Source organism: Pseudomonas sp. AB39(2026) (assembly GCF_059831485.1).
In genome coordinates this window covers 3,951,642-3,973,140 of sequence record NZ_CP195212.1, presented here as the reverse complement: position 1 = coordinate 3,973,140, position 21,499 = coordinate 3,951,642, and the positions used below count along the sequence as shown (strand labels likewise).

General features: G+C 59.5%; 21 protein-coding genes. 9 read left to right on the top strand and 12 right to left on the bottom strand.

Annotated features, from left to right (window positions below; genetic code table 11):
- Positions 1-51 precede the first annotated feature (51 nt).
- Positions 52-1,221, top strand: a complete 1,170-nt coding sequence (locus tag ACSAMW_RS18215; RefSeq protein WP_500591480.1) for a 1-acyl-sn-glycerol-3-phosphate acyltransferase — start codon at positions 52-54, stop codon at positions 1,219-1,221.
- Between the two features lie 80 nt (positions 1,222-1,301).
- Entirely contained in the window at positions 1,302-1,523 is a 222-nt protein-coding gene (locus ACSAMW_RS18210) for a hypothetical protein (RefSeq protein ID WP_500591479.1), read from the top strand.
- Positions 1,524-1,550: 27 nt separating this feature from the next.
- Here ACSAMW_RS18210 and ACSAMW_RS18205 read toward each other — a convergent pair whose 3' ends face one another.
- The gene (locus tag ACSAMW_RS18205) at positions 1,551-2,135 is read right to left on the bottom strand and encodes a YajG family lipoprotein (RefSeq protein WP_168082579.1); all 585 of its coding nucleotides are present in this window, start codon (positions 2,133-2,135) and stop codon (positions 1,551-1,553) included.
- 693 nt (positions 2,136-2,828) lie between these two features.
- On the opposite strand from ACSAMW_RS18205, the gene mqo reads away from it, so the two are divergent.
- Positions 2,829-4,340, top strand: coding sequence for a malate dehydrogenase (quinone) (gene mqo, locus ACSAMW_RS18200; RefSeq protein ID WP_500591478.1), 1,512 nt, complete (start codon positions 2,829-2,831; stop codon positions 4,338-4,340).
- Between the two features lie 25 nt (positions 4,341-4,365).
- On the opposite strand, the gene ACSAMW_RS18195 is transcribed toward mqo, so the two are convergent.
- The 3 genes from ACSAMW_RS18195 to ACSAMW_RS18185 form a co-directional block, all read right to left on the bottom strand.
- Positions 4,366-4,656 (bottom strand): PA4642 family protein, encoded by a 291-nt coding sequence (locus ACSAMW_RS18195; protein WP_500591477.1) that lies wholly within the window; start codon positions 4,654-4,656, stop codon positions 4,366-4,368.
- Between the two features lie 61 nt (positions 4,657-4,717).
- Positions 4,718-5,191 carry a hypothetical protein gene (locus ACSAMW_RS18190; RefSeq protein WP_500591476.1) on the bottom strand — a complete coding sequence of 158 codons (474 nt, stop codon included), beginning with the start codon at positions 5,189-5,191 and terminating at the stop codon, positions 4,718-4,720.
- A gap of 78 nt (positions 5,192-5,269) precedes the next feature.
- Positions 5,270-5,827 (bottom strand): hypoxanthine-guanine phosphoribosyltransferase, encoded by a 558-nt coding sequence (locus tag ACSAMW_RS18185; RefSeq protein WP_500591475.1) that lies wholly within the window; start codon positions 5,825-5,827, stop codon positions 5,270-5,272.
- A gap of 150 nt (positions 5,828-5,977) precedes the next feature.
- Here ACSAMW_RS18185 and upp point away from each other — a divergent pair, with 150 nt between their 5' ends.
- Both upp and ACSAMW_RS18175 read left to right on the top strand, forming a co-directional pair.
- Complete coding sequence (gene upp, locus ACSAMW_RS18180) at positions 5,978-6,616, top strand: uracil phosphoribosyltransferase (protein WP_500591474.1); 639 nt, start codon at positions 5,978-5,980, stop codon at positions 6,614-6,616.
- Positions 6,617-6,618: 2 nt separating this feature from the next.
- Complete coding sequence (locus tag ACSAMW_RS18175) at positions 6,619-7,860, top strand: uracil-xanthine permease family protein (protein ID WP_500591473.1); 1,242 nt, start codon at positions 6,619-6,621, stop codon at positions 7,858-7,860.
- 48 nt (positions 7,861-7,908) lie between these two features.
- Here ACSAMW_RS18175 and ACSAMW_RS18170 read toward each other — a convergent pair whose 3' ends face one another.
- The 3 genes from ACSAMW_RS18170 to ACSAMW_RS18160 form a co-directional block, all read right to left on the bottom strand.
- On the bottom strand, positions 7,909-9,960 hold the full coding sequence (locus tag ACSAMW_RS18170; RefSeq protein ID WP_500591472.1) for an HET-C-related protein: 2,052 nt from the start codon (positions 9,958-9,960) through the stop codon (positions 7,909-7,911).
- A gap of 86 nt (positions 9,961-10,046) precedes the next feature.
- Positions 10,047-11,069: a ferrochelatase gene (locus tag ACSAMW_RS18165; protein ID WP_500591471.1), complete on the bottom strand. Its 1,023-nt coding sequence runs from the start codon at positions 11,067-11,069 to the stop codon at positions 10,047-10,049.
- 13 nt (positions 11,070-11,082) lie between these two features.
- The gene (locus ACSAMW_RS18160) at positions 11,083-11,985 is read right to left on the bottom strand and encodes a TIGR01777 family oxidoreductase (RefSeq protein ID WP_500591470.1); all 903 of its coding nucleotides are present in this window, start codon (positions 11,983-11,985) and stop codon (positions 11,083-11,085) included.
- Between the two features lie 201 nt (positions 11,986-12,186).
- On the opposite strand from ACSAMW_RS18160, the gene ACSAMW_RS18155 reads away from it, so the two are divergent.
- The 4 genes from ACSAMW_RS18155 (at position 12,187) to ACSAMW_RS18140 (ending at position 16,703) form a co-directional block, all read left to right on the top strand.
- A complete protein-coding gene (locus ACSAMW_RS18155; protein WP_500591469.1) occupies positions 12,187-13,173 on the top strand; it encodes an NAD(P)/FAD-dependent oxidoreductase in 987 nt (328 codons plus the stop codon).
- Positions 13,174-13,308: 135 nt separating this feature from the next.
- A complete protein-coding gene (locus ACSAMW_RS18150; protein ID WP_500594069.1) occupies positions 13,309-14,265 on the top strand; it encodes a YbgA family protein in 957 nt (318 codons plus the stop codon).
- A gap of 3 nt (positions 14,266-14,268) precedes the next feature.
- Complete coding sequence (locus tag ACSAMW_RS18145; RefSeq protein ID WP_500591468.1) at positions 14,269-15,219, top strand: MerR family transcriptional regulator; 951 nt, start codon at positions 14,269-14,271, stop codon at positions 15,217-15,219.
- 41 nt (positions 15,220-15,260) lie between these two features.
- Positions 15,261-16,703: a cryptochrome/photolyase family protein gene (locus ACSAMW_RS18140; RefSeq protein WP_500591467.1), complete on the top strand. Its 1,443-nt coding sequence runs from the start codon at positions 15,261-15,263 to the stop codon at positions 16,701-16,703.
- Between the two features lie 29 nt (positions 16,704-16,732).
- Here the strand turns inward: ACSAMW_RS18140 and murI are convergent, their stop codons facing one another.
- Genes murI through hemA form a run of 5 tightly spaced genes read right to left on the bottom strand, consistent with a single transcriptional unit; the run spans position 16,733 to position 21,462 of the window.
- Positions 16,733-17,533, bottom strand: a complete 801-nt coding sequence (gene murI, locus ACSAMW_RS18135; RefSeq protein ID WP_500591466.1) for a glutamate racemase — start codon at positions 17,531-17,533, stop codon at positions 16,733-16,735.
- On the bottom strand, positions 17,526-18,281 hold the full coding sequence (locus ACSAMW_RS18130; RefSeq protein ID WP_500591465.1) for a molybdopterin-synthase adenylyltransferase MoeB: 756 nt from the start codon (positions 18,279-18,281) through the stop codon (positions 17,526-17,528). The genes murI and ACSAMW_RS18130 overlap by 8 nt, the downstream gene beginning before the upstream one ends.
- The gene (gene prmC, locus ACSAMW_RS18125) at positions 18,275-19,105 is read right to left on the bottom strand and encodes a peptide chain release factor N(5)-glutamine methyltransferase (protein ID WP_500591464.1); all 831 of its coding nucleotides are present in this window, start codon (positions 19,103-19,105) and stop codon (positions 18,275-18,277) included. Before prmC ends, ACSAMW_RS18130 begins: the two co-directional genes overlap by 7 nt.
- Positions 19,106-20,188, bottom strand: coding sequence for a peptide chain release factor 1 (prfA, locus tag ACSAMW_RS18120; protein ID WP_500591463.1), 1,083 nt, complete (start codon positions 20,186-20,188; stop codon positions 19,106-19,108).
- Entirely contained in the window at positions 20,188-21,462 is a 1,275-nt protein-coding gene (gene hemA, locus ACSAMW_RS18115) for a glutamyl-tRNA reductase (protein ID WP_500591462.1), read from the bottom strand. The genes prfA and hemA overlap by 1 nt, the downstream gene beginning before the upstream one ends.
- Between the last annotated feature and the right edge of the window lie 37 nt (positions 21,463-21,499).

Below are 21,499 nucleotides of genomic sequence, written 5' to 3'. Positions count from 1 at the left end.
GTATAATACAGCGTCTGTTTATAACCCTAGCCGTTTCCAACAAGAGAGCATATGGGCGAATTCGATACCATCCGGCCCTACGATGATTCCGAGGTCAAGGCCGTTCTCAAACGCTTGCTGGCAGACCCGGCTTTCCTCGACATTCTTACCCGCTTTCGCTTCCCGCGCTTCGCCGGGCCGCTCGGCTGGGCACTTCGCCCTTTGATCGCCCGCAAGCTGCGTGGCGAATTCACGGGCATCGAAAGCGTAGCGGCCCTTCAGGACAAGATTGAAGTCTATGTGGACCACACGATCGAGCGCGCCACTGACGGCGTGACCTATACCGGCGTCGAGCAACTGCGGCGTGGTACGGCCTACCTGCTGTTGGCCAACCACCGGGATATCGTGATGGACCCAGCGTTCGTCAACTATGCCGTGTACCATGCAGGCCTGCCTACGCCCCGCATCGCCATTGGCGACAACCTGCTGCAAAAGCCCTTTGTCAGCGACCTGATGCGCCTGAACAAAAGCTTTATCGTGTACCGCAACATCACTGGCCGGCGAGAGAAGCTTGCCGCTTACCAGTTGCTGTCTGCGTACATCAACCACTCCATCCGTAACGACTGCCAATCGATATGGATTGCCCAGGCCGAAGGCCGTGCCAAAGACGGCGACGACCGCACCGATCCGGCCATCCTCAAAATGTTCCACATGAGCCGCAAGGACGAGCCCTTCTCCGAGGTCATTCGGTCGCTCAACCTTACGCCCGTCTCCATTAGTTACGAATATGACCCTTGTGACCTGGCCAAGGCGCGCGAGCTGTATATCCGGGCGACCACCGGGGAATATGTGAAAGCGCCAGGGGAAGACGACGTGAGCATTGCCTTGGGCATCACCGGCTACAAGGGGCGAGTGCATATCAACTTCACTCCGCCGTTGACGGAAGGGTTCGACGACCCACGGCAGCTGGCGGCCGAGATCGACCGCTGCGTACTGGCCGGGTACCGCTTGTTCCCCGTGCATTACCTGGCCTATGCCCAATGGGACGGCGCCGACGCCAGCTTGAACGTGCCTGCGGCTGCGCGGCTTTTTGGCTCCGATGAACTGGATAAGGCGCAGATCGAGTGGCAGCGACGGTTGCAGGCCTGCCCTGAAGAACACCGGCCGTGGCTGATTGCCCAATATGCCTGCCCTGTGCGCAACCAGTACCGGGTAAAGGCTGGGCTACCACTGGACCTATAAACCGGCCGCTGTCATACAGCGGTCATCCAGGCCCGTCAGGCTGTGCGCCCACTTCCCTGCACAGCTTGACGGAGCCTCCCATGCTACACGCCCATAATCAGGACCGCCTTTACCTCATCACCCCTAGCGAAGATCAGGAGGCCCTGGTTGGCGGGCTGGCGGTGAATGTGCAGGATCATGGTTGGCTGGTGTATTGCGCCCTGGGTGGGCACCAGCACGTGCAGTGGCCGGATACAGATCCGGCCACTGGAATCAGCCTACTGGACTGGCCCATTGAACTGCCGGTGGCCCAGCACTCATGAGCAGGATCGTGTTGCTCCCTGCCAGCTTTACTGCCCGAGCTTCTGCCCGATGGTTGCATCCTTGAACAGGCGCGTCAGCGAATCGCTGAGCACGTCGCTGACCAGCTTGGTATTGGTCTCCTGGTTAGGCGCCATGCCGAAACGCTGGTCCAAGGACGCACTGTAACGCCCGCTGTAGCGCCCACTGCTGTTCTGCACATCGGCGCGGAAGGTTGCGCTAATGGTAGCTTCAGTGGCGTATACCTTGTCTTTGGGAGTCTGGTATTTCAAGTCTGCCAGGGTGATGGTGAGCTGAGGGGCATTATACGCGCCGGCGCTGGGGGTAAAACCCAGCAGGCGTACGGCCGCTTCAGCCTGCGCTTGAAGCTTGGGTAGCACATCGGCACCATTGACCGACACAGCGCTGGTTTCCGGGTACAGCCCGCCACGTGTGCCTAATGTGGGCGAAGGGCGACCATCAACAACGCGGACCACTACCGGCTGGCCATGGCCCACTGGCGCCAGCTGCTCAGTGATTTTCGGCTGCGGGTTGAGTTGCTGAGGGCTGTTGGCGCAGCCCGTCAGGGCCAGGGCAGACGCGGCGATCAAACCGAACAACAGGCGTGGCAACATGCGAAGCTCTCCAGAATAAAGACAAGGCGGCAGTATATCGGAACGCCGCTAGCAGCTCACCGCACGAGCGGTCATGCAATGCTGTTCGGACATCGCGCAAGAATTGCCGGTTCCAGGCGCATTTTATTCCGTTTGGCCGTTATAATCTTGCCCCGATTATAAGGATGTCTCCTGATCGGGCCCTGCCGCCTTCGTGCACATCGTGCGCCTCCAGCCGCGCCCCACAGAGAGGCCTCCACTCGGGTCAGCAATAGGGCGTGCCTGTACGCCTAGGGTTGGCCCTCGGGCTTCGCCACCTTCAACTGCGGCGGACCTTGCTTTGAGGTTTACGACTCCAAAAGAGCGTGAAAAACACCGGTTTTCACAACTTCACGAGAGTGTGGCGAGCAAATAATGAACAACATTGCGTCAGCAAGCACAGCCCTAATGCCCCCGTTCCAGTCATTGCATCGGAGCTATCACTGCCGGTGACCCTCTCTCACTGCCCTGCCCTCGACTATTGGTCTATTGCTCTGCGGCCGCACACATGCGTTCATGGAGGCAGTACAGGCCTGGTGGCTGACAGCGGCATGAGCGCAGAAAAATCGGCCGCGGCGATCCAGTCATGCCTGTTTGCGGCCTGTGTGCAGGTCGCGCGGAGCAACCCGGTGCCCTGGCTGTCTATTTGATGCAGAAGATTTTGGAGATGCGTTAATGACGCAGAACGAAGCAGTCGACGTGGTCCTGGTTGGGGCCGGCATCATGAGCGCTACCCTGGCGGTATTGCTCAAGGAGCTTGACCCTTCATTGCGGGTCGAAGTGGTCGAGGCAATGGATTCTGGCGCTGCGGAGAGTTCCAACCCCTGGAACAACGCAGGTACCGGGCATGCAGGGTTGTGCGAGCTCAATTACACACCACAAGCAGCAGACGGCTCGATCGATATCAAAAAAGCCGTGCAGATCAATACCCAGTTCGAAGTCTCCAAACAGTTCTGGGCCTACCTCGCAGCCAAAGGCGCTATTGCTTCACCCAAGGCGTTCATCAGCCCGGTGCCGCACCTGAGCTATGTGGCTGAAGGTGGCATTGGCTTTTTGAAGAAGCGCTTTGAGAGCCTCAAGCCGCACCACGCCTTTGCCGACATGGAATACACCGAGGACCACGCCAAGCTTGTGGAGTGGATGCCCTTGATGATGGATGGGCGCCCTGCCAGCGAACGGCTGGCGGCTACCCGCGTGGCCAAAGGCACGGACGTGAATTTCGGCGCGCTGACCAACCTGCTGCTGGGGTACCTGGCTACAACAGCCGAGGCCCAGGTCAGGTACGCCAGCAAGGTCACTGGGCTTGACCGCCACGCCGGAGGCTGGACTGTCGATGTGAAGGATGTGCGCAGCGGCCATACGCGCCAGCTGGAAGCGCGTTTTGTATTTCTTGGCGCAGGGGGTGCTGCCCTGCCGTTGCTGCAGATGTCTGGCATCGAAGAAAGCAAAGGCTTTGGAGGCTTCCCGGTAAGCGGGCAGTGGCTACGCTGCGATAACCCCGATATCGTCAACCGGCACCAGGCCAAGGTGTATAGCCAGGCGGCCGTAGGCTCGCCGCCCATGTCAGTGCCTCACTTGGACACCCGCGTCGTGGACGGTAAGAAGTCCCTGTTGTTTGGCCCGTATGCAGGCTTTACCACCAAGTTCCTCAAGCACGGCTCACTGCTGGACCTGCCTTTGTCGGTGCGTGCAGGGAACATTGGCCCGATGCTGGCAGTGGCCCGCGACAACATGGACCTCACCCGTTACCTGGTCAGCGAAGTAAGGCAGTCGATGGAGCAGCGCCTGGAATCTCTGCGCCGCTTCTACCCCCAGGCCAGGGCTGAGGACTGGCGCCTGGAAGTGGCCGGGCAACGTGTGCAGATCATCAAGAAGGACCCGAAAAAAGGTGGCGTGCTGCAGTTCGGCACCGAGCTGGTATCCGCCAAGGACGGTTCGCTGGCGGCTTTGCTGGGTGCCTCGCCGGGTGCTTCGGTGACGGTATCGATCATGCTGGAACTGATCGAGCGCTGCTTCCCTGAGCAGTACCGTTCGCCCGCCTGGACGACAAAGCTTCAGGCCATGTTCCCCGCGCGCGAAAAGGCGCTAGCCACTGACGCGGTGCTGTACCGGGAGGTATTCGATCGCAACAATGCCCAGCTTGGGCTGGTACCTGCCGGGCCAGCTGGCGGCGAGCGCTACGCCTGAAACAGGCGCATCACCCTACAGGCCGTCAAGCGTTGGCGGCCTTGCGCACAATGTCGATGTAATCCTCTGCGTTGCGCTGATCCTGGATCTGCGCAACGAAGTCGTGGCCCTGCGCATCTTTGGCGTTAAGGTCATAGCCCGCTTCCACGAAAAAACCTATGAACCGCTCAAAGTCATCCACGCGCAACCCGCGGTAGGCTTTCACCAGCTTGTGCAGGGCTGGCGGCGTGTCATCGGCAGGCTCTACCGCCAGGAACAGCTTGATCTGCTCGTCCGCAATCTCGTCGCCGATCACCTGTTTCTTGTCTTTGCGCATTGCGTTTTTCACCTTGTGGATAACCCTAGAGCAGCAGTTTACTCCGCGCCATTGCCAGCACTCAACGCGCCTTCACGCTGCCTGTGTGCAAATCCGCCCACACATGGCCGTTGGGGTAGGCCAGGAACTGCACGTAGACCTGATCGTTTCGCAGCATGTCCATCAGCACCCGGTACTGGGCCAACGGGTAGGCCAGCAGCAGCGTATGGCTGTTTTCGTCCAGGGTTGGCCGTTTCAGGCTTTTGCTTTCAGCATCGAAGCTGACGATGACTTGAGTAAGGGTGCCGCCTTTGACTAACGGTTTACCCTTGAGCCGCAGGGTGACAGGGGCGGTGACAGGAATAGGCTGTTGGTTGGACAACCGCTGGTTGCCGGCCACCACGGAAAATTCCGTTACCTGGAACAATTGCTGTTGTTCCGGTACTTCGGCGCGGAGCCCCTGTTCGTCAGGCGGAAGGTACTGGCTGTGCATAGGTTCGGCGGCCAGGGGTAGCGCGCAGGCAAGCAGGATCACAGCAGGGAATACGAGGCGCATGGCAGGCTCCGGAACCGGGCCTGCCACTGTACACCATCGCTGGTAAAACAACCGGCCGTACAGGTTGTGCGGTAGGGGCTATAGCCCTTTCACGGCATAGATGCCGGCAGCGTTGCGCCAGTAACCCTTGTAATCCATGCCATAACCGAAAATGAACCGATCGATACAGGGCAGGCCCACGAAGTCGGCTTTCAGATCCGGGCTGGCCTTGCGGTCATGCTGCTTGTCGATCAATACCGCCGTATGAACGGCCGAGGCGCCTGCATGATGGCAGAAGTCCATGATTGCGCTGAGGGTGTGGCCTTCGTCCAGGATGTCGTCGATGATCAGTACATCGCGATCAATAAACGAGATCTCTGGCTTGGCCTTCCAGAACAGGTCGCCACCACGGGTTTCGTTACGGTAGCGGGTGGCGTGCAGGTAGCTGGCTTCCAGCGGAAAATTCAGGTGGGTAAGCAGCTTGCCCGCGAAAATCAGGCCGCCGTTCATGACGCAGAACACGACAGGGTTACGGTCAGCCAGCGTAGCGCAGATCTCCTTGCCCACGCGTGCGATTGCAGCTTCGAGCTCGGCTTCGGTGTACAGGCAATCGGCCTCGCGCATCACTTGACGGATGTGTTCGAGATCAGCGGGCATGGCGCTCTCCAGGGGGCTGCGGGTAAAAGGCGGCAAAGGTACGCACCCGGACGGAACGAATCAAGCGTTTCTGGACTAACGTCCAGACAGCAGGCGGTGGATAGATTACTCTACCGCGCATTTTTCTGACCGCTCCGGAGACATTTTCCCATGCCCACTCGTGAAATCCGCCACCCGTTAATCCGCCACAAGCTGGGCTTGATGCGCCGTGCCGATATCAGCACAAAGAACTTTCGGGAGCTTGCGCAAGAAGTCGGTGCTTTGCTGACCTACGAGGCCACCAAGGACCTGCCGCTGGAAACCTACGAAATCGAGGGCTGGTGCGGTCCTGTCCAAGTTGAAAAGATCGCGGGCAAGAAAATCACCGTGGTGCCGATTCTTCGGGCCGGCATTGGCATGCTGGACGGCGTGCTCAGCCTGATCCCCGGAGCCAAGGTCAGTGCGGTTGGGGTTGCCCGCAACGAAGAAACCTTGGAAGCCCACACCTACCTGGAAAAACTGGTCACAGGCATCGAGGCCCGCCTGGCCATGATCATCGACCCGATGCTGGCCACAGGCAGCTCCATGGTGGCGACCATCGACTTGCTGAAAAAAGCCGGGTGCCGTGACATCCGCGCCATGGTGCTGGTGGCGGCACCCGAAGGTATTGCAGCCGTTGAGCAGGCCCATCCTGATGTGCAGATCTATACCGCTTCGATCGATGAGCGGCTGAACGAGCACGGCTATATTATTCCCGGCCTGGGCGATGCGGGCGACAAGATCTTCGGCACCAAGCAGAAGGACGCCTGAATATGCAGGACGAGCTCAAGGACCCGCTCTGGCGACAGGTGATCAGCGGTGCGCAGATGCTGTTCGTGGCGTTTGGCGCATTGGTACTGATGCCGCTGATCACCGGGCTGGACCCAAACGTTGCCTTGTTCACCGCCGGGTTGGGCACCCTGCTGTTCCAAGTGGTCACGGGCCGGCAGGTGCCGGTGTTTCTGGCATCAAGCTTTGCGTTTATTACGCCTATCATCCTGGCCAAGGGACAGTTCGGGGTAGCAGCTACCATGGGCGGCGTTATGGCGGCCGGGTTTGTATACACCTTTCTAGGGCTGGCCGTAAAAATCAAAGGCACCGGTTTTATCGACCGCCTGCTGCCACCTGTGGTGATAGGCCCGGTCATCATTGCCATTGGTCTGGCCATGGCACCCATTGCGGCCAACATGGCTATGGGCAAGAGCGGCGAAGGGGCGGAACTGATCCCGTACCGCACCGCCATGCTGATTTCCATGCCAGCTCTGTTGACCACACTGGTTGTGGCGGTGTTCGGCAAAGGGATTTTCCGCCTGGTGCCTATTCTGGCGGGTGTGATCGTAGGGTTCTCCCTGGCCCTCTGGTTTGGGGTGGTGGACACTACTCGTATTGCGCAAGCCCCTTGGCTGGCGCTGCCGCACTTCACTGCACCGGCCTTCAACCTTCAGGCCATCCTGTTTATCGTGCCTGTGGCGCTGGCACCTGCCATTGAACACATTGGCGGCGTGATTGCGGTAGGCAGCGTGACGGGGCGCGACTACCTGCGCACGCCTGGGCTGCACCGCACATTACTGGGTGATGGTATTGCGACCACGGCGGCTGGTTTGTTCGGCGGGCCGCCCAATACAACCTATGCCGAAGTGACCGGCGCCGTGATGCTGACCAAGAACTACAACCCGAAAATCATGACTTGGGCGGCGGTATTTGCCATTACTCTCGCCTTCATAGGCAAGTTCGGTGCATTGCTGGAAAGCATTCCAGTACCCGTCATGGGCGGCATCCTGTGCCTGCTGTTCGGGTCTATCGCAGCCGTTGGCATGAACACCTTGATCCGTCATCAGGTAGACCTAAGCGAAGCACGCAACCTGGTAATCGTGTCCGTAACGCTGGTATTCGGGATTGGCGGGGTACTGGTAGGCACTGGGGCGGGACCTGGTGACTTCGGTTTGAAAGGCATTGCACTCTGTGCAGTAGTGGCTATGTTGTTGAACCTGCTGCTACCCAAGTCGATGCCCTGAAGTGAATCCCCCAGCGCAGCCGCAGGCTGCGCTGGGGGATTTAGCCGATCAGCTAAAGCCCAACATCGCTAGCGATTCAGAGTACTCCTTGATCTTGTGGGTATCGTCATTGCCCAACGCTTTCAGCCGAGCCCTGGCCTCATTGAGTTCATCGAGGCGAATTTGAAGGACCTTCAGGTATTGGCCCGCCTGAGCCAATTTGTCCGGGTTGGCCTCCACCCATGCCTGAACAATCGGGATGTACCAGCTAACGCTTGGGGTGTGAGGATGCACAAAGTAGCTTGCAGCCAGGTAGTCAGGCCGGCGCAACGGGTTTCTGTGCCAGGCTTCGAACATTGCACGCCCTACCCTTTCGACCGCGCTTTGTGCCAGTGCTACTGTCAACCCGTGAAGGGGGTGGGTCCCGTGGTCCTTGGCAAGTTGAGTGTGCGTGGCAGGCACCCCGGCTACTTGGTTTGGATCGGCATCCATTGTCCAGTAACCCAGGTTGTCCCCGACCCACCTGAGCAACGGTTGCATTACCAGGTTTTTGGCGTAGCTGAGGGCATTGAGCGGTAGCTTAGCTATCCATGAGGCCCTATGTACGGCTTGGAACAAAGGATTTTCCACAGCCTTGTCCCGCTGCTCCAGGGCTTGCTCCAAGGCTGCATGCGCTTTGTGCTCACCCATATCCTTGAGCATAATCAACAGCATCTTTTCAGTGTCACTGCGGTACCCAGGTTCAATGCCTTGGTAATCCAGCCCGTCCAAGGGAAACAATGCCTTGGCTAATGGCTCGGCAACGCTTGAGACCACATCAGTACCGCCAAACATGCCAGTTATCAGTGGTAGCTTGTGGGCCGTATCCTCCTTGGGGACGGTCCAGACCGCTATATCGGCATGCCCCAACTTGCGCAGGCATAGTTCTGCATAATTGGAATGCGCAAACAGATCTTCAAGCACATGAAGCGCCTCGCCAAAATAACGAAACCCAGCCGGCGTCATGCCCTCAGCCTGTGCAGCCCTTAGCTTACGACGCATGTAACTGATTGCGAACTTGAAATGAAGGGGAAGTGAGTACTTGGTATGAATGCCGTCAAGTGGGTCGCCAGGCTTGATCAGCGGGTCAAAATCAGGATCGATGGTTCGAGGGTCAACAGCATCTTTATCGAGACTGAGCGGGTTATCGATATGCTCCCGTGGGCGATAGACTAAAAGGATGTCCGGGGTAACGGTGTACTCCGCTCGACCTGCCTCATCCGCTTCCAGTGCATGAAATTCCTTGGCCGCCAGTACGTCAACTACCCGCGTAAGTGCATCCCGGGACAGTAACGCCGGAAAGCTACAGGGAGCGCCGGGTGCCCGTACCAATTTTGGGTCCACTAGTTGCGAGTGATCCCGCAGCCAGTTGCCAAAATAGATCCGCTCGCACTGCTCTTCTGTGAAGCCCACTGCCAGCAGTGGGGCACGCTCTATGGAAGCATGGCCAAATTCGCCTTCCGACGGATTGCCGTGCCCTTCGGCAAAGCGTTTGTTTCGACGCGAGCGCTGCCCCTTTGCGGCCTCCTTGACAGGCACCAGCGCTGGCAATTTCAGCGATAGCGGCCCGTCGAAATTACCCGTTGTGTAGTGGCCAAAACTCACGCCATCTTTAGGAATTGCGTCCATGAACGTCACGCTGGCGGCATACCGTCCGCCTAGTTCGGTCGGCGTTGCTGTAAATGCAACGTCTGGGTCCGGCAATGCATCGGCAAAATCATGGCGCAAAATGTTGTCAACGTGGTGGCCGAATGCTTCGATCATGGCAAGCAACAGCCCCGTGGTCTTTGCAGGGTCTGCCACTGCTTCGTCGAGGCCAACCTGCGACACCCGCAGGGTACGGGTTTCATAATCGTAATCAGCCAGGCCCGCCTCTAACTGAGTAACGTGCAGGGCAGGATTGGCCACCTGTGCGTTCAACAAGGCGGTGCGCAATGCCTTGAACAGAAGAACAGGTAGATTGCCTTCGAACACAGGAAGCATCACTTGCGCAAAGGACAGGTCGCTTGATGCACCCGCCACGCGCGTCAGCTGATCCAAGGCATAGGTGCTTTGCAGTGCAGGGGTCACTTCGTCAGTCATGGGTGCATCCTTTCGGGTAAGGGACGCTGCATGCTGAAGCGTGGCCCCCTACCCATCACAGCAGGAAAGCCACCCTGTACTTAGGGTTATCGGGCCAACCGCTCGCATAGCCCAGTCAATGTATCGGCCCATTGCGGGTTATCGTTCAGACAAGGCACCAGTACCAGTTCCTCGCCCCCTGCCTCACGGAACTGCTCGGCGCCGCGAATGCCGATTTCCTCCAGTGTCTCGATGCAGTCCGCTACAAACGCCGGGCACATGACCAACAAGCGTTTAACACCCTTGGCCGCCAGGGCATCGAGCACAGGCTCAGTGTAGGGTTCGATCCATTTGTTTTTGCCCAGGCGAGACTGGAACGAGACCGACCACTTGCCCTCGGGTAGCCCCATCCGGTGTGCAAAGGCGCGGGCAGTGTGGATGCACTGGCCGCGGTAGCACACTGCCCGCTCCTGAGCAGAGGCGTTACGGCAGCAGTCTTCCGCCCTGAGGTCGTGCCGGCTACCTTTAGGCAGCAGCTTTCTGATATGGCTTTCTGGCAACCCGTGGAAGCTAAGCAACAAGTGGTCGAAGTCGTGTTCCAGCCATGGCTGTGCGCTGGCCACCAGCGCGTCAATGTAGGCTGGCTGATCATAGAACGGAGGCAGCAACTTGAGCTCAAGGCCCAGGTTATCCTCTTTGACCACCTGCTGTGCTCGCTCCACCGCCGTAGTGATGGTGCTGTCGGCGAACTGTGGGTACAGCGGAGCCAGCGTGACGGTTTTCACACCCTGCTGGGCAAGACCCCGAAGCACCTTGTCGATCGAAGGCTCTCCGTAGCGCATGGCGATCTCCACTGGGCCATGGGACCAGCGGGGCGCGACCTGTGCCTGCAACCGCCGCGTCAGTTCTACCAGCGGGGAGCCTTCGTCCCACCAGATAGAGGCATACGCATGAGCAGACTGTTCCGGTCGCTTGATCAGCACCAGTGATACGATCAGGCGGCGCAGTGGCCAGGGCACGTCGATCACATAGGGGTCCATCAGAAACTGATTGAGGTAGCGCCGCACAGCCTCCTTTTCAGGAGACGCCGGTGAGCCCAGGTTGATAAGCAACAATGCGTGGTTGGTCATGCGGGGTCCTGATTCAAGAGCGGTGAAGCAGATCATCCAGGGCGCTTGGCAGCGCCTGGAAACCAAAAGTGAAACCGGCGCGCTGCAGCCTGGCAGGCACCGCCCGCTGCCCGCCCAGCAGCAGCCCAGACATCTCGCCCAGGCCTGCTTTGAGCACAAACGCAGGTAGCGGAACGACGGCTGGCCGGTGCAGCGCCCTGCCCAACTGCTTGGCAAACTCACGGTTGCGCACAGGGTGAGGCGCGCACGCATTATAAGGACCGCTGGCGGCTTCGTTGTTCAACAAGAAATCAATCGAGGCGATATGGTCAGCCATGTGAACCCACGGCATCCATTGCCGGCCGTTGCCTATGGGCCCACCCAGCCCCAGGCGGAACGGCCTGAGCAACTGTGCCAGCATCCCGCCATCGGCACTGAGTACCAGCCCCGTACGTAGCAGCACCACCCGCATGCCCAAGGCTTCGGCGCCCAGGGCGGTTTCTTCCCAGGCGGTGCACAACCGGCTGGCAAAGTCCTCCTTGGCTGGAGAGGCTTCTTCATCCAGCTGTCGCTCCCCCCCGTCGCCATACCAGCCTACTGCAGAGCCGGAAATCAACACACGTGGCCGTTGCTGCTGTGACGCCAGCCATGCCACCAGCTGTTCTGTGAGGGTGATGCGGCTGGCCCAAAGCACTTCGCGCCGATGGCGAGTCCAGGGCCGCTGAGCAATGGGTGCGCCAGCAAGGTTGAGCACGGCGTCCACGGGTTCGCCCTGGAGAGCTTCAAGCGTGGCAATGCCTCGAACACCTGCGCCACACAGCTCAGGCACCCGCTCAGGATGACGGCTCCACACCGTCAGCCGATGCCCTTGGCTAAGCCAATGACGGCACGCGTGAGTGCCGATCAAGCCGGTACCACCTGTCAGCAGAATATGCATAAGGGTGTCTCTCCTGTTCACCAGACCCTCTGGCAGTGGGTCTATTTTTGTTCAGACAAGGCACTAATGACTGAGGCTGGTCTCAGAATAATCGAGGACATGCAGAGAAAAGACCGCTAACGCGTACTTATACTCGCTTTCGCGATTGTACAGGCTTTGACACACAACGCCTGACTCACGGAAACCAGTAAAGAGGACACTATGACTGTACCCATCGCCATTATCGGTGCTGGCATCGCCGGGCTGTCGGCCGCCAATGCGCTGATGAAAGCAGGCAAGCCTGTTCATCTGTTTGAAAAAGCCAAAGGCCCTGGCGGCCGTATGGCCAGCAAGCGCAGTGAGGTAGGTTCGCTAGACATGGGCGCGCAATACTTTACAGCGCGAGACCGCCGCTTTGTGGCCCAAGTGCAGCAATGGCAAGCTCAGGGCTGTATTGCCGAATGGCAGCCACAGATGTACCACGCACGCGCCGGGCAATTGACCCCTTCCCCCGACGAACAGACGCGATGGGTAGGCACGCCTCGCATGAGCGCCATCACGCGCACCATGGCGCAGGATATACCTGCCACCTACCGCTGCCGGGTCAGCGAGGTTTTCCGGGGCCAGGACTATTGGCATGTGCTGGATGCCGAAGGCACCAGCCATGGGCCGTTCAGCCATGTGATATGCGCTCTGCCAGCCCCCCAGGCCACTGCGTTGCTGGCAACCGTACCCAAGCTTGCTGCCGCTGTAGCCGGTGTGACGATGAACCCTACCTGGGCTGTGGCACTGGCGTTTGAGACGCCTTTGGAAACTCGCCTGCAGGGCTGTTTCGTGCAAGACAGCGCCCTGGATTGGTTCGCGCAGGACCATAGCAAGCCGGGGCGTCACAGCTTGGCAGACACTTGGGTACTGCACGCTACCAGTGAATGGAGCCGCCAGCACCTTGACCTTGAGCCTGCCACGGTAGTGGAACGGCTGCATGGCGCTTTTGCCGAACTGATCAATTGCTCAGTACCTGCACCTGTCTTTTCACAGGCCCAACGCTGGCTTTATGCACGCCCGGCGGGCAATCACGAATGGGGCGTACTGGCCGATGCGAGCCTTGGGATCTATGTTTGCGGTGACTGGTGCTTGTCTGGGCGAGTAGAAGGTGCGTGGTTGAGTGGGCAGGAAGCTGCCCGTCGTTTGCTAGAACAGCTGGATTAACCAGTGGGCAATCGTCAGTTGAGCGCTGTTGGCTTCTTTTTACAGGGAACCTATGATCGGCTAACTGTACAAACTTTATAGCCTGTACAATTTTTAGAGGTTGCTATGCGGGATTTCTCTACTGACCTTCCACCCTTGCCTGAAGGCTTTCGCCCAAAGCTCGGCATCAGTGCGTGCCTGGTCGGGGAGGAGGTCCGCTATAACGGTGGCCATAAGACCTCCAGGTACTGTACTCAAGTATTGGGCGAATACGTCGACTTTGCACCTGTATGCCCGGAAATGGCCGTGGGCCTGGGTGTGCCTCGCGAGCCTATCCGGCTTGTAGGTGATCCAGACGCTCCAAAAGCCTTGGGCAGTGTCAACCCGTCTCTGGACGTCACAGAGCCGTTGTTGCGCTACGGCGAGCAGATGGCAACTGAGCTGGGCGATATTTCTGGCTATATCTTCATGCACAAGTCACCGTCTTGCGGCCTTGAGCGTGTCAAGGTGTACCGCGAAAACGGCGTTACGCAGATGCAAGGAGGTCGAGGTCTATTTGCTCAGGCGTTCTGTGCGGCGCGCCCTGACCTCCCCGTCGAAGAAGACGGGCGCCTGTGCGACCCCGTACTTAGGGAAAACTTTTTGGTTCGAGTTTACGCCTACGCCCATTGGCAGCATTTAATAAAAGGTGGGTTGACCAAGGGCCGGCTGCTGGCCTTCCATGCGCGGTACAAATACCAGTTGATGGCCAACAACCCTGAACAATACAAGGCGCTAGGTCACCTGTTAGGGTCCATGGGGCAGATGGACCTTGAAGAGGTCGCTCCTCAATACTTCAGCCAGCTAATGGCGGCATTGCGCCGGTGCGCGACCCGCGGCACGCACACCAATGTGTTGCAGCACATCGCCGGTTACCTTAATGGGGTGCTCGATGGCGCTGGTCGCCAAGAGCTACAAGGCCTTATTACGCAGTACCGGGAGGGTATCGTCCCATTGGTGGTACCGCTTACCCTAATCAAGCATTTATTCCGCCTTAATCCTCATCCCTACATTGCGGCACAGGTGTACCTGCAACCGCATCCGGAAAAATTGAGCCTTCGCAATGCGATTTGAATCATGAGAGCCCTTCCCGAATCTCCCTATCTCGAGGAAAACGCCGCCAGCGATGTGTTGCCAGACAATGCCATAGCCCAAGGCTGGCTGCCTATCCGTGAAGTGTCCAGGCGAACAGGCGTTAACCCTGTGACCCTGCGCGCCTGGGAGCGGCGCTATGGCCTTATCGTTCCCCACCGTACCCCAAAAGGGCACCGCTTGTATTCGCCCGCGCATCTTGAGCGTATCCAGCGCGTTATCACTTGGCTGAACCGAGGTGTTTCGGTTAGCCAGATCAAAGCGCTACTGGATACACCCCAGCAGCGCTTCCAGGCTCCCGCTGTCAGCGACTGGGTCCCATTACGGGAAAGCCTGATGCAAGCCATTGCTGGGCTGGCTGAGCGGCGCCTGGACGAGCAGTTCAACCAGGCAATGGCACTGTACCCACCGGCTACGCTGTGCGAGCGCTTGCTGCTCCCGCTGTTGGCCGATCTGAATGTACGGTGGCAGCAGCAATTCGGCGCGAACCTTGAGCGTGCTTTCTTCTATGGATGGCTGCGGAGCAAGCTGGGTACGCGGCTGTACCACAATAATCGCCAACTCAGCGGTGCGCCGTTGTTGCTGGTCAAGTACAGCGAAGTGCCTTTCGACCCGGAGCTGTGGCTAACGGCATGGCTTGCAAGCAGCGCTGATTGCTTGGTTGAAGTACTGGATTGGTCGCTGCCGGCAGGGGAGCTGATGCTGGCCGTAGAACGCCTGTCTGCCCGTGCATTGGTCGTTTATGCCAGCCGCCCCCTGCAGGTGGACATGTTGGCTCGTCAGTTGGAGGACTGTCCATGCCCGGTGCTGCTGGCAGGCCCTGCTGTTGTCATTCACGGTCAGGCCCTGCAGGAGCACGAAGCAATGCGCGACGTGATGTTGGCCAATGACCCTCTGGCTGCGCAACTCGCCCTGCGTCAACGCAACCTGCTCTAACCTTTTCCGTAAGGCTTTTGCACGATCATCGAAGGATTACCATGCCCCACGACGCACCGCGCCAGCTTGTCTGGCTGCGCACAGACCTGCGCTTCGAAGACAATACTGCCTTGCTCGAAGCCAGCAGCCGGGGGCCTACCTTAGCGCTGTTTGTAGTCAGCCCCGCGCAATGGGCGTCCCATGATGACGCCAGCTGTAAAGTGGATTTCTGGTTGCGGCTATTAGCTACTCTGGAGCGTCAGCTGGCAGCGGTAAACATTCCTTTGCTGATTCGCACGATTCCTCATTGGCGTGATGTTCCAGCCGCCTTGGGCAAACTCTGCCAAGAGCAGAACATACAAGGCGTTCATTGCAATGAAGAGTACGGCTTCAATGAGCGGGAGCGGGATACAGCCACGGCCACCTACCTGGAAAAGGCGGGGATAAGCTTCAACAGTTACCTTGACCAAAGCTTGTTCGCACCCGGCACCGTACTTACGAAAACAGGCAACTATTACCAGGTATTCGGCCAGTTCAAGCGCGCTTGCCTGGAGCAGCTGCGGTTGGGCACGCCTTCGACGGGTGGTACACCACGCAAGCAAGCGGCGATCAAGGTTCACAGTGATGCATTACCTAGCCAGGTAACAGGCTTCACAGCACCCTCCAAACGTATTCAGGAGCACTGGCCTGCCACGCAGGGCGAAGCTCAGCGGCGGCTGGCGGCTTTTACAGATGAGGCCATCCACGACTATCACATTGCACGGGACCTGCCCTCGCGACCGGGCACCAGTGAACTGTCAGCTTATTTGAATGCAGGCGCCCTTTCGGTACGCCAATGCTTGGCTGCAGCGCTATTAAGCAACCAAGGCGAGTTGGATAGCGGCAGCGTCGGCGCCACTACCTGGATAGGCGAATTGCTATGGCGGGAATTCTACAAGCACATCCTGGTGGGCTACCCCCGGGTCTCTCGCCATAGGGCTTTCCGTCAGCACACAGAAGCGTTGCCCTGGCGAAATGCGCCTGAGGACTTCGCGGCCTGGCAGGAAGGCCGTACAGGCATCCCTATCATCGATGCCGCCATGCGCCAACTGAAGACCATTGGCTGGATGCACAACCGCTTACGCATGATTGCCGCCATGTTCCTGAGCAAAAACCTGTTGATTGATTGGCGCCTAGGCGAGCAATACTTCATGCAGCACTTGATCGACGGAGAGCTGGCAGCCAATAACGGGGGGTGGCAGTGGAGCGCGTCCACGGGTACGGATTCAGTGCCTTATTTCAGGGTGTTCAACCCTGTTAGCCAATCGGCGCGATTTGATAGCCAGGGCGTGTTCATCAAGGCGTGGGTCCCTGAACTGAAACCGCTTAGCCCCAAGCACGTGCATGCTCCGGCGCATGGCCACCCCCTCCCCGGTGACCTAGCATACCCTGTCCCCATCGTGGACCTGGGCGAAAGCCGCAGGCGGGCACTGTCAGCCTTCAAGAATCTGCCAAGGCAGGGCTAGCCTACGGCCAACCAATCGCGCACGTTCTTTCATGTTTCGAAGATGTGTACGCCATCACTGCCCATGCCGAATGCCTGCAAGACTTTATGGAAATGCAGCACGTTCCCGGACGTCCAGTACTGAACAGGCGCTGGGGCTGTGGTGCTCAATTGAGCCTCGTTTGCCAGTAGCCTGTGCAGCTGTCGCGCCACGGCTGCGCCAGTGTCCACCAACGCTATATCTTCAGGAAGAAGCTCTGCCAATAACGGCCTGAGGAAAGGGTAGTGGGTACACCCAAGGATCAGCGTGTCGCACCCTGCAGCCAGAAGGGGGGTCAAGTAATGCATCAGCAGCGCCCGCAAGGCAGGGCTGTGCAAGTCGCCTTGCTCGATCAGCTCTACCAGCCCTGGGCAAGGTTGAGTTACAACGGTCACGCTCATTGCAAAACGATCGAGCAGCGCGGCAAAGCGCGCACTCTGCAAGGTGCCTGTAGTGGCCAACACCCCGACAATGCCATTGCGGGTTGCCTGTGCAGCAGGTTTGACTGCAGGCTCCATCCCAATGATGGGCCAGCCTGGGTAGCGCTGCCTAAGGTCTGCCGCTGCTGCTGCAGTCGCTGTGTTGCACGCAATCACAAGCGCCTTGGCGCCCTGGGCGCGGAAGAACTCGGCAATGGCAATGCACCGGCTGCGGATGAACTCAGGGCTCTTCTCGCCATAGGGCATGTGGCCACAATCGCCGACATACAGTAGCGATTCGTTGGGAAGCAGCCTGGTGATTTCCGTTAAAACGGAAAGCCCCCCTACGCCGGAGTCGAACACGCCCACCGGCGCGCCTGCACGTTCAACCACCGCGCACCTGACAGACTGGGCACTGCGGGTCACGCTTGAGCCGTAACTCGCGGAAGCGCGATGTGAACCCATCGATCAACAGCAGGCGCCCTATCAGCGGCTCTCCGAAGCCGGCCAGCACCTTGAGCGCCTCAAGCGCCTGAAGGCTACCCACCATTCCAACGACTGGCCCCAGTACCCCGGCCTCGCTGCACGTAAGCTCGGTGTCACTGCCATGGCCATACAGGCAGTGGTAGCAGGGGCTACTGGCCAAGCGCGGGTCAAATACCGACAGTTGCCCTTCCAGGCGAATGGCAGCACCGCTCACCAATGGCTTGCCCTGCTCAAAACAGGCGGCGTTTACCGCGCTGCGGGTGGCGAAATTGTCGGAACAGTCCAAAACGAGGTCTACAGCCGCTATGGCGCCTCTCAAGCTATCAGCGTCCAGTGCCTGCACATGGGGCACCAGCGCTATCCCAGGGTTGATGCTGCGCAGGCGTGCCATGGCCGATACCACCTTCGGCTGCCCTACTGCTTCGGTGCCATGAAGCACCTGCCGCTGCAGGTTCGTGAGGTCCACCGTGTCGAAATCTGCCAGGTGAAGCTCGCCAATGCCCGCAGCCGCCAGGTACAAGGCCACGGGTGAGCCCAACCCGCCAAGCCCAACGATCAGTACACGGCTGGCCTTGAGCTTGAGCTGGCCGGCTACATCGACCTGGGCCAGTAATATCTGCCGGCTATAGCGCAGCAGCTCCTCATCGCTTAGCACGCCAGGCGCCCCAGGGTCACGCGTTCGTGGTTACCCAGGTCGATGCGGCTCTCGATCTGCTCAAAGCCCTGGCGTGCCAGTAATTCCCGTACCTGCGCCGCCTGGTCATACCCATGTTCCAGCATCAGCCAGCCACCGGGCGTCAGGTGTTCAGGCGCAGAGGCCACGATGTGACGGATGTCGTCCAGGCCATCGTTGCCCGATACCAGCGCGCTGGCAGGTTCGAAGCGCACGTCTCCTGCACTCAGGTGAGGATCCTGGGTACGGATATAAGGCGGATTGCTCACGATCATATCGAAACGCTCACCGGCCAGCGCACTGAACCAGTGGCTGATGCGCACGCTCACATTGGCCAACCCAAGGCGGGCCCGGTTGCGTTCGGCCAAGGCCACTGCCTCGGGGACCCGGTCTACTGCCACCACGTCCCAGGCCCCGCGCTCGCATGCCAATGCCAGGGCGATGGCCCCGGTGCCGGTGCCCAGGTCCAGCACACGCCCCTGCTCGACCGGTAGGCAATGCAGGGCCAGTTCCACCAGCAGCTCGGTTTCCGGCCGCGGAATCAGTGTATGAGGCGCCACTTCCAGGTCCAGCGACCAGAAGCCTTGCTGGCCCAGAATGTAGGCTACCGGCTCGCCTTCACGGCGGCGTGCCACATAGCTTTGGAAAACCTGGGCAGCCTCGCTGCCCACGATGCGCTCTGGCCAGGTACGCAGGTAGCTGCGGCTTTTACCCAAAGCCGCAGCCAGGAGCAGCTCGGCATCCAGGCGTGCGGTGGGCGAATCGGGAAGCTGCGCTTCACGCAGCAGGCTGGCAATAATAGTCATTTATTCACCCAGGGCCGCCAGTTGGTCTGCCTGGTATTCGGCCAACAGGGGCTCGATCACCGCATCCACGCCGCCTGCCAGGATGTCGTCAAGGGAATACAGGGTAAGGTTGACACGGTGGTCGGTTACCCGCCCTTGAGGAAAATTGTAGGTACGAATACGTTCCGAGCGATCCCCCGAGCCCACCAGCAGCTTGCGCTCACTGGCAATGGCGTTCTGCGCGGCGCTGGTCTGGATGTCGTTGAGCTTAGCGGACAGCCAGCCCATGGCACGGGCGCGGTTCTTGTGCTGGGAGCGTTCTTCCTGGCACTCCACAACGATACCCGTAGGCAAGTGTGTGATACGAATAGCCGAGTCGGTCTTGTTGATGTGCTGCCCACCCGCGCCCGAAGCGCGGTAGGTGTCTACGCGTAGGTCGGCCGGGTTGATCTCGATCGCCACCTGCTCATCAGGCTCGGCCAGCACCGCTACGGTACAGGCTGACGTATGGATACGCCCCTGGGATTCGGTTTCCGGCACACGCTGTACGCGATGTGCGCCGGATTCGAACTTGAGCTTGGCGTAGACGTTGTCACCCTCTACGCGGGCAATCACTTCTTTATAGCCGCCGTGCTCACCTTCGTTCTCGGACAGCACCTCCACCCGCCAACCGCGCTTTTCGGCGTAGCGCGAATACATGCGGAACAGGTCCCCAGAGAAGATCGCCGCTTCGTCGCCGCCGGTGCCGGCGCGTATCTCAAGGAAGACGTTACGGCTGTCGTTCGGGTCCTTGGGCAACAGCATGCGCTGAAGGGTATGCTCCAGGTCAGCCAACTGCTGCTTGCCTTCGCGCACCTCTTCAACGGCCATTTCACGAAGGTCCGGGTCGTTGTCCTTGAGCAGCGCTTGTGCACCTTCAAGGTCTTCCTGAACCTTGCGCCACTGGCGGAACGCCGCAACCACCGGTTCCAGTTCCGCGTACTCACGGGAAAAGCTACGGAATCGCGTTTGGTCGGAAATGATTTCGGCATCCCCTAGCAGCGCAGTCACTTCTTCGTAGCGCTCCTGGAGGATATCCAGTTTGTTCAGCAAAGACGCTTTCATTACAGAGGTCTGTCCGTAGCGCCCTCATCGAGGGCAAACAATTCTTGAGCCATGGCCAGTGCATCGAGGCGGCCTTCGGCGGAGAGTTTCTTGAGCTGTACGCTCGGGGCATGCAACAGCTTGTTGGTCAGGCCTCGCGCCAACTGCGCCAGTACCTCTTCAGCATTACCCCCGTTGGCCAGCAACCGCTGGGCCTTTTGGAGCTCTTCGTCACGCAGGCGTTCACCCTGCTGCCGGTAGGCCCGAAGCACATCTACCGCGGCCAGTTCGCGCAGCCGGGCCATGAAGTCGGTCACCCCTTCGGTCACCATCTCTTCAGCAGCCTGGGCAGCGCCCTGCCGGCTCTTGAGGTTTTCGGCCACTACGTCGTGCAGGTCGTCCACGGTGTACAGGTACACGTCGTCCAGTTCACCCACTTCAGGCTCGATGTCACGGGGTACCGCGATATCCACCATGAAAATGGGCTTGTGCCGACGCAACTTCAAGGCGCTTTCCACAGCGCCCTTGCCCAGGATTGGCAATTGGCTGGCAGTGGAGCTGATCACGATATCGCTATTGACCAGTTCCTGGGGTATATCGGCCAGCAGCACAGCATGGGCACCGAACTCCTCGGCCAGTACCTTGGCCCGCTCCAAGGTGCGATTGGCGACCACGATGCGTTTTACACCCTGCTCGTGAAGGTGCCGGGCGACCAGCGTAATGGTTTCTCCCGCGCCGATCAGCAGTGCCTGGCTACGCTGGAGGTCCGAAAAGATCTGCCGCGCCAGGCTGACCGCCGCAAACGCCACGGACACCGGGTTTTCACCAATGGCCGTATCGGTACGCACTTGCTTGGCGGCATTGAAGGTGGCCTGGAACAGCCGACCCAACAATGGCCCAACGGTGCCAGCTTCACGTGCTACCGCATAGGCGGACTTCATCTGGCCCAGGATTTGCGGTTCACCCAGCACCAGCGAGTCCAGCCCGGCTGCCACACGCATCATATGGCGCACGGCGTCGGCATCTTCGTGCACGTAGGCACAGGCCCGCAACTCGGCTTCGCTGAGCTGATGGTACTCGGCGAGCCAGGCCAATACCGCTTCGGCTTCGGCGCTTGACTGTTCGATGTACAGCTCGCTGCGATTGCACGTAGACAGAATCGCGGCTTCGCGGCTGCCGGTACGCTGGCACAGCTGCTGCAACGCCCCAACCAGCTGCTCAGGCGTGAATGCCACGCGCTCGCGCACGTCTACCGAGGCGGTCTTGTGGTTGATACCGAGGGCGATGAAGGCCATGCACTGTCGCTGAAGGGATTCTGAGCCGGCAATTGTC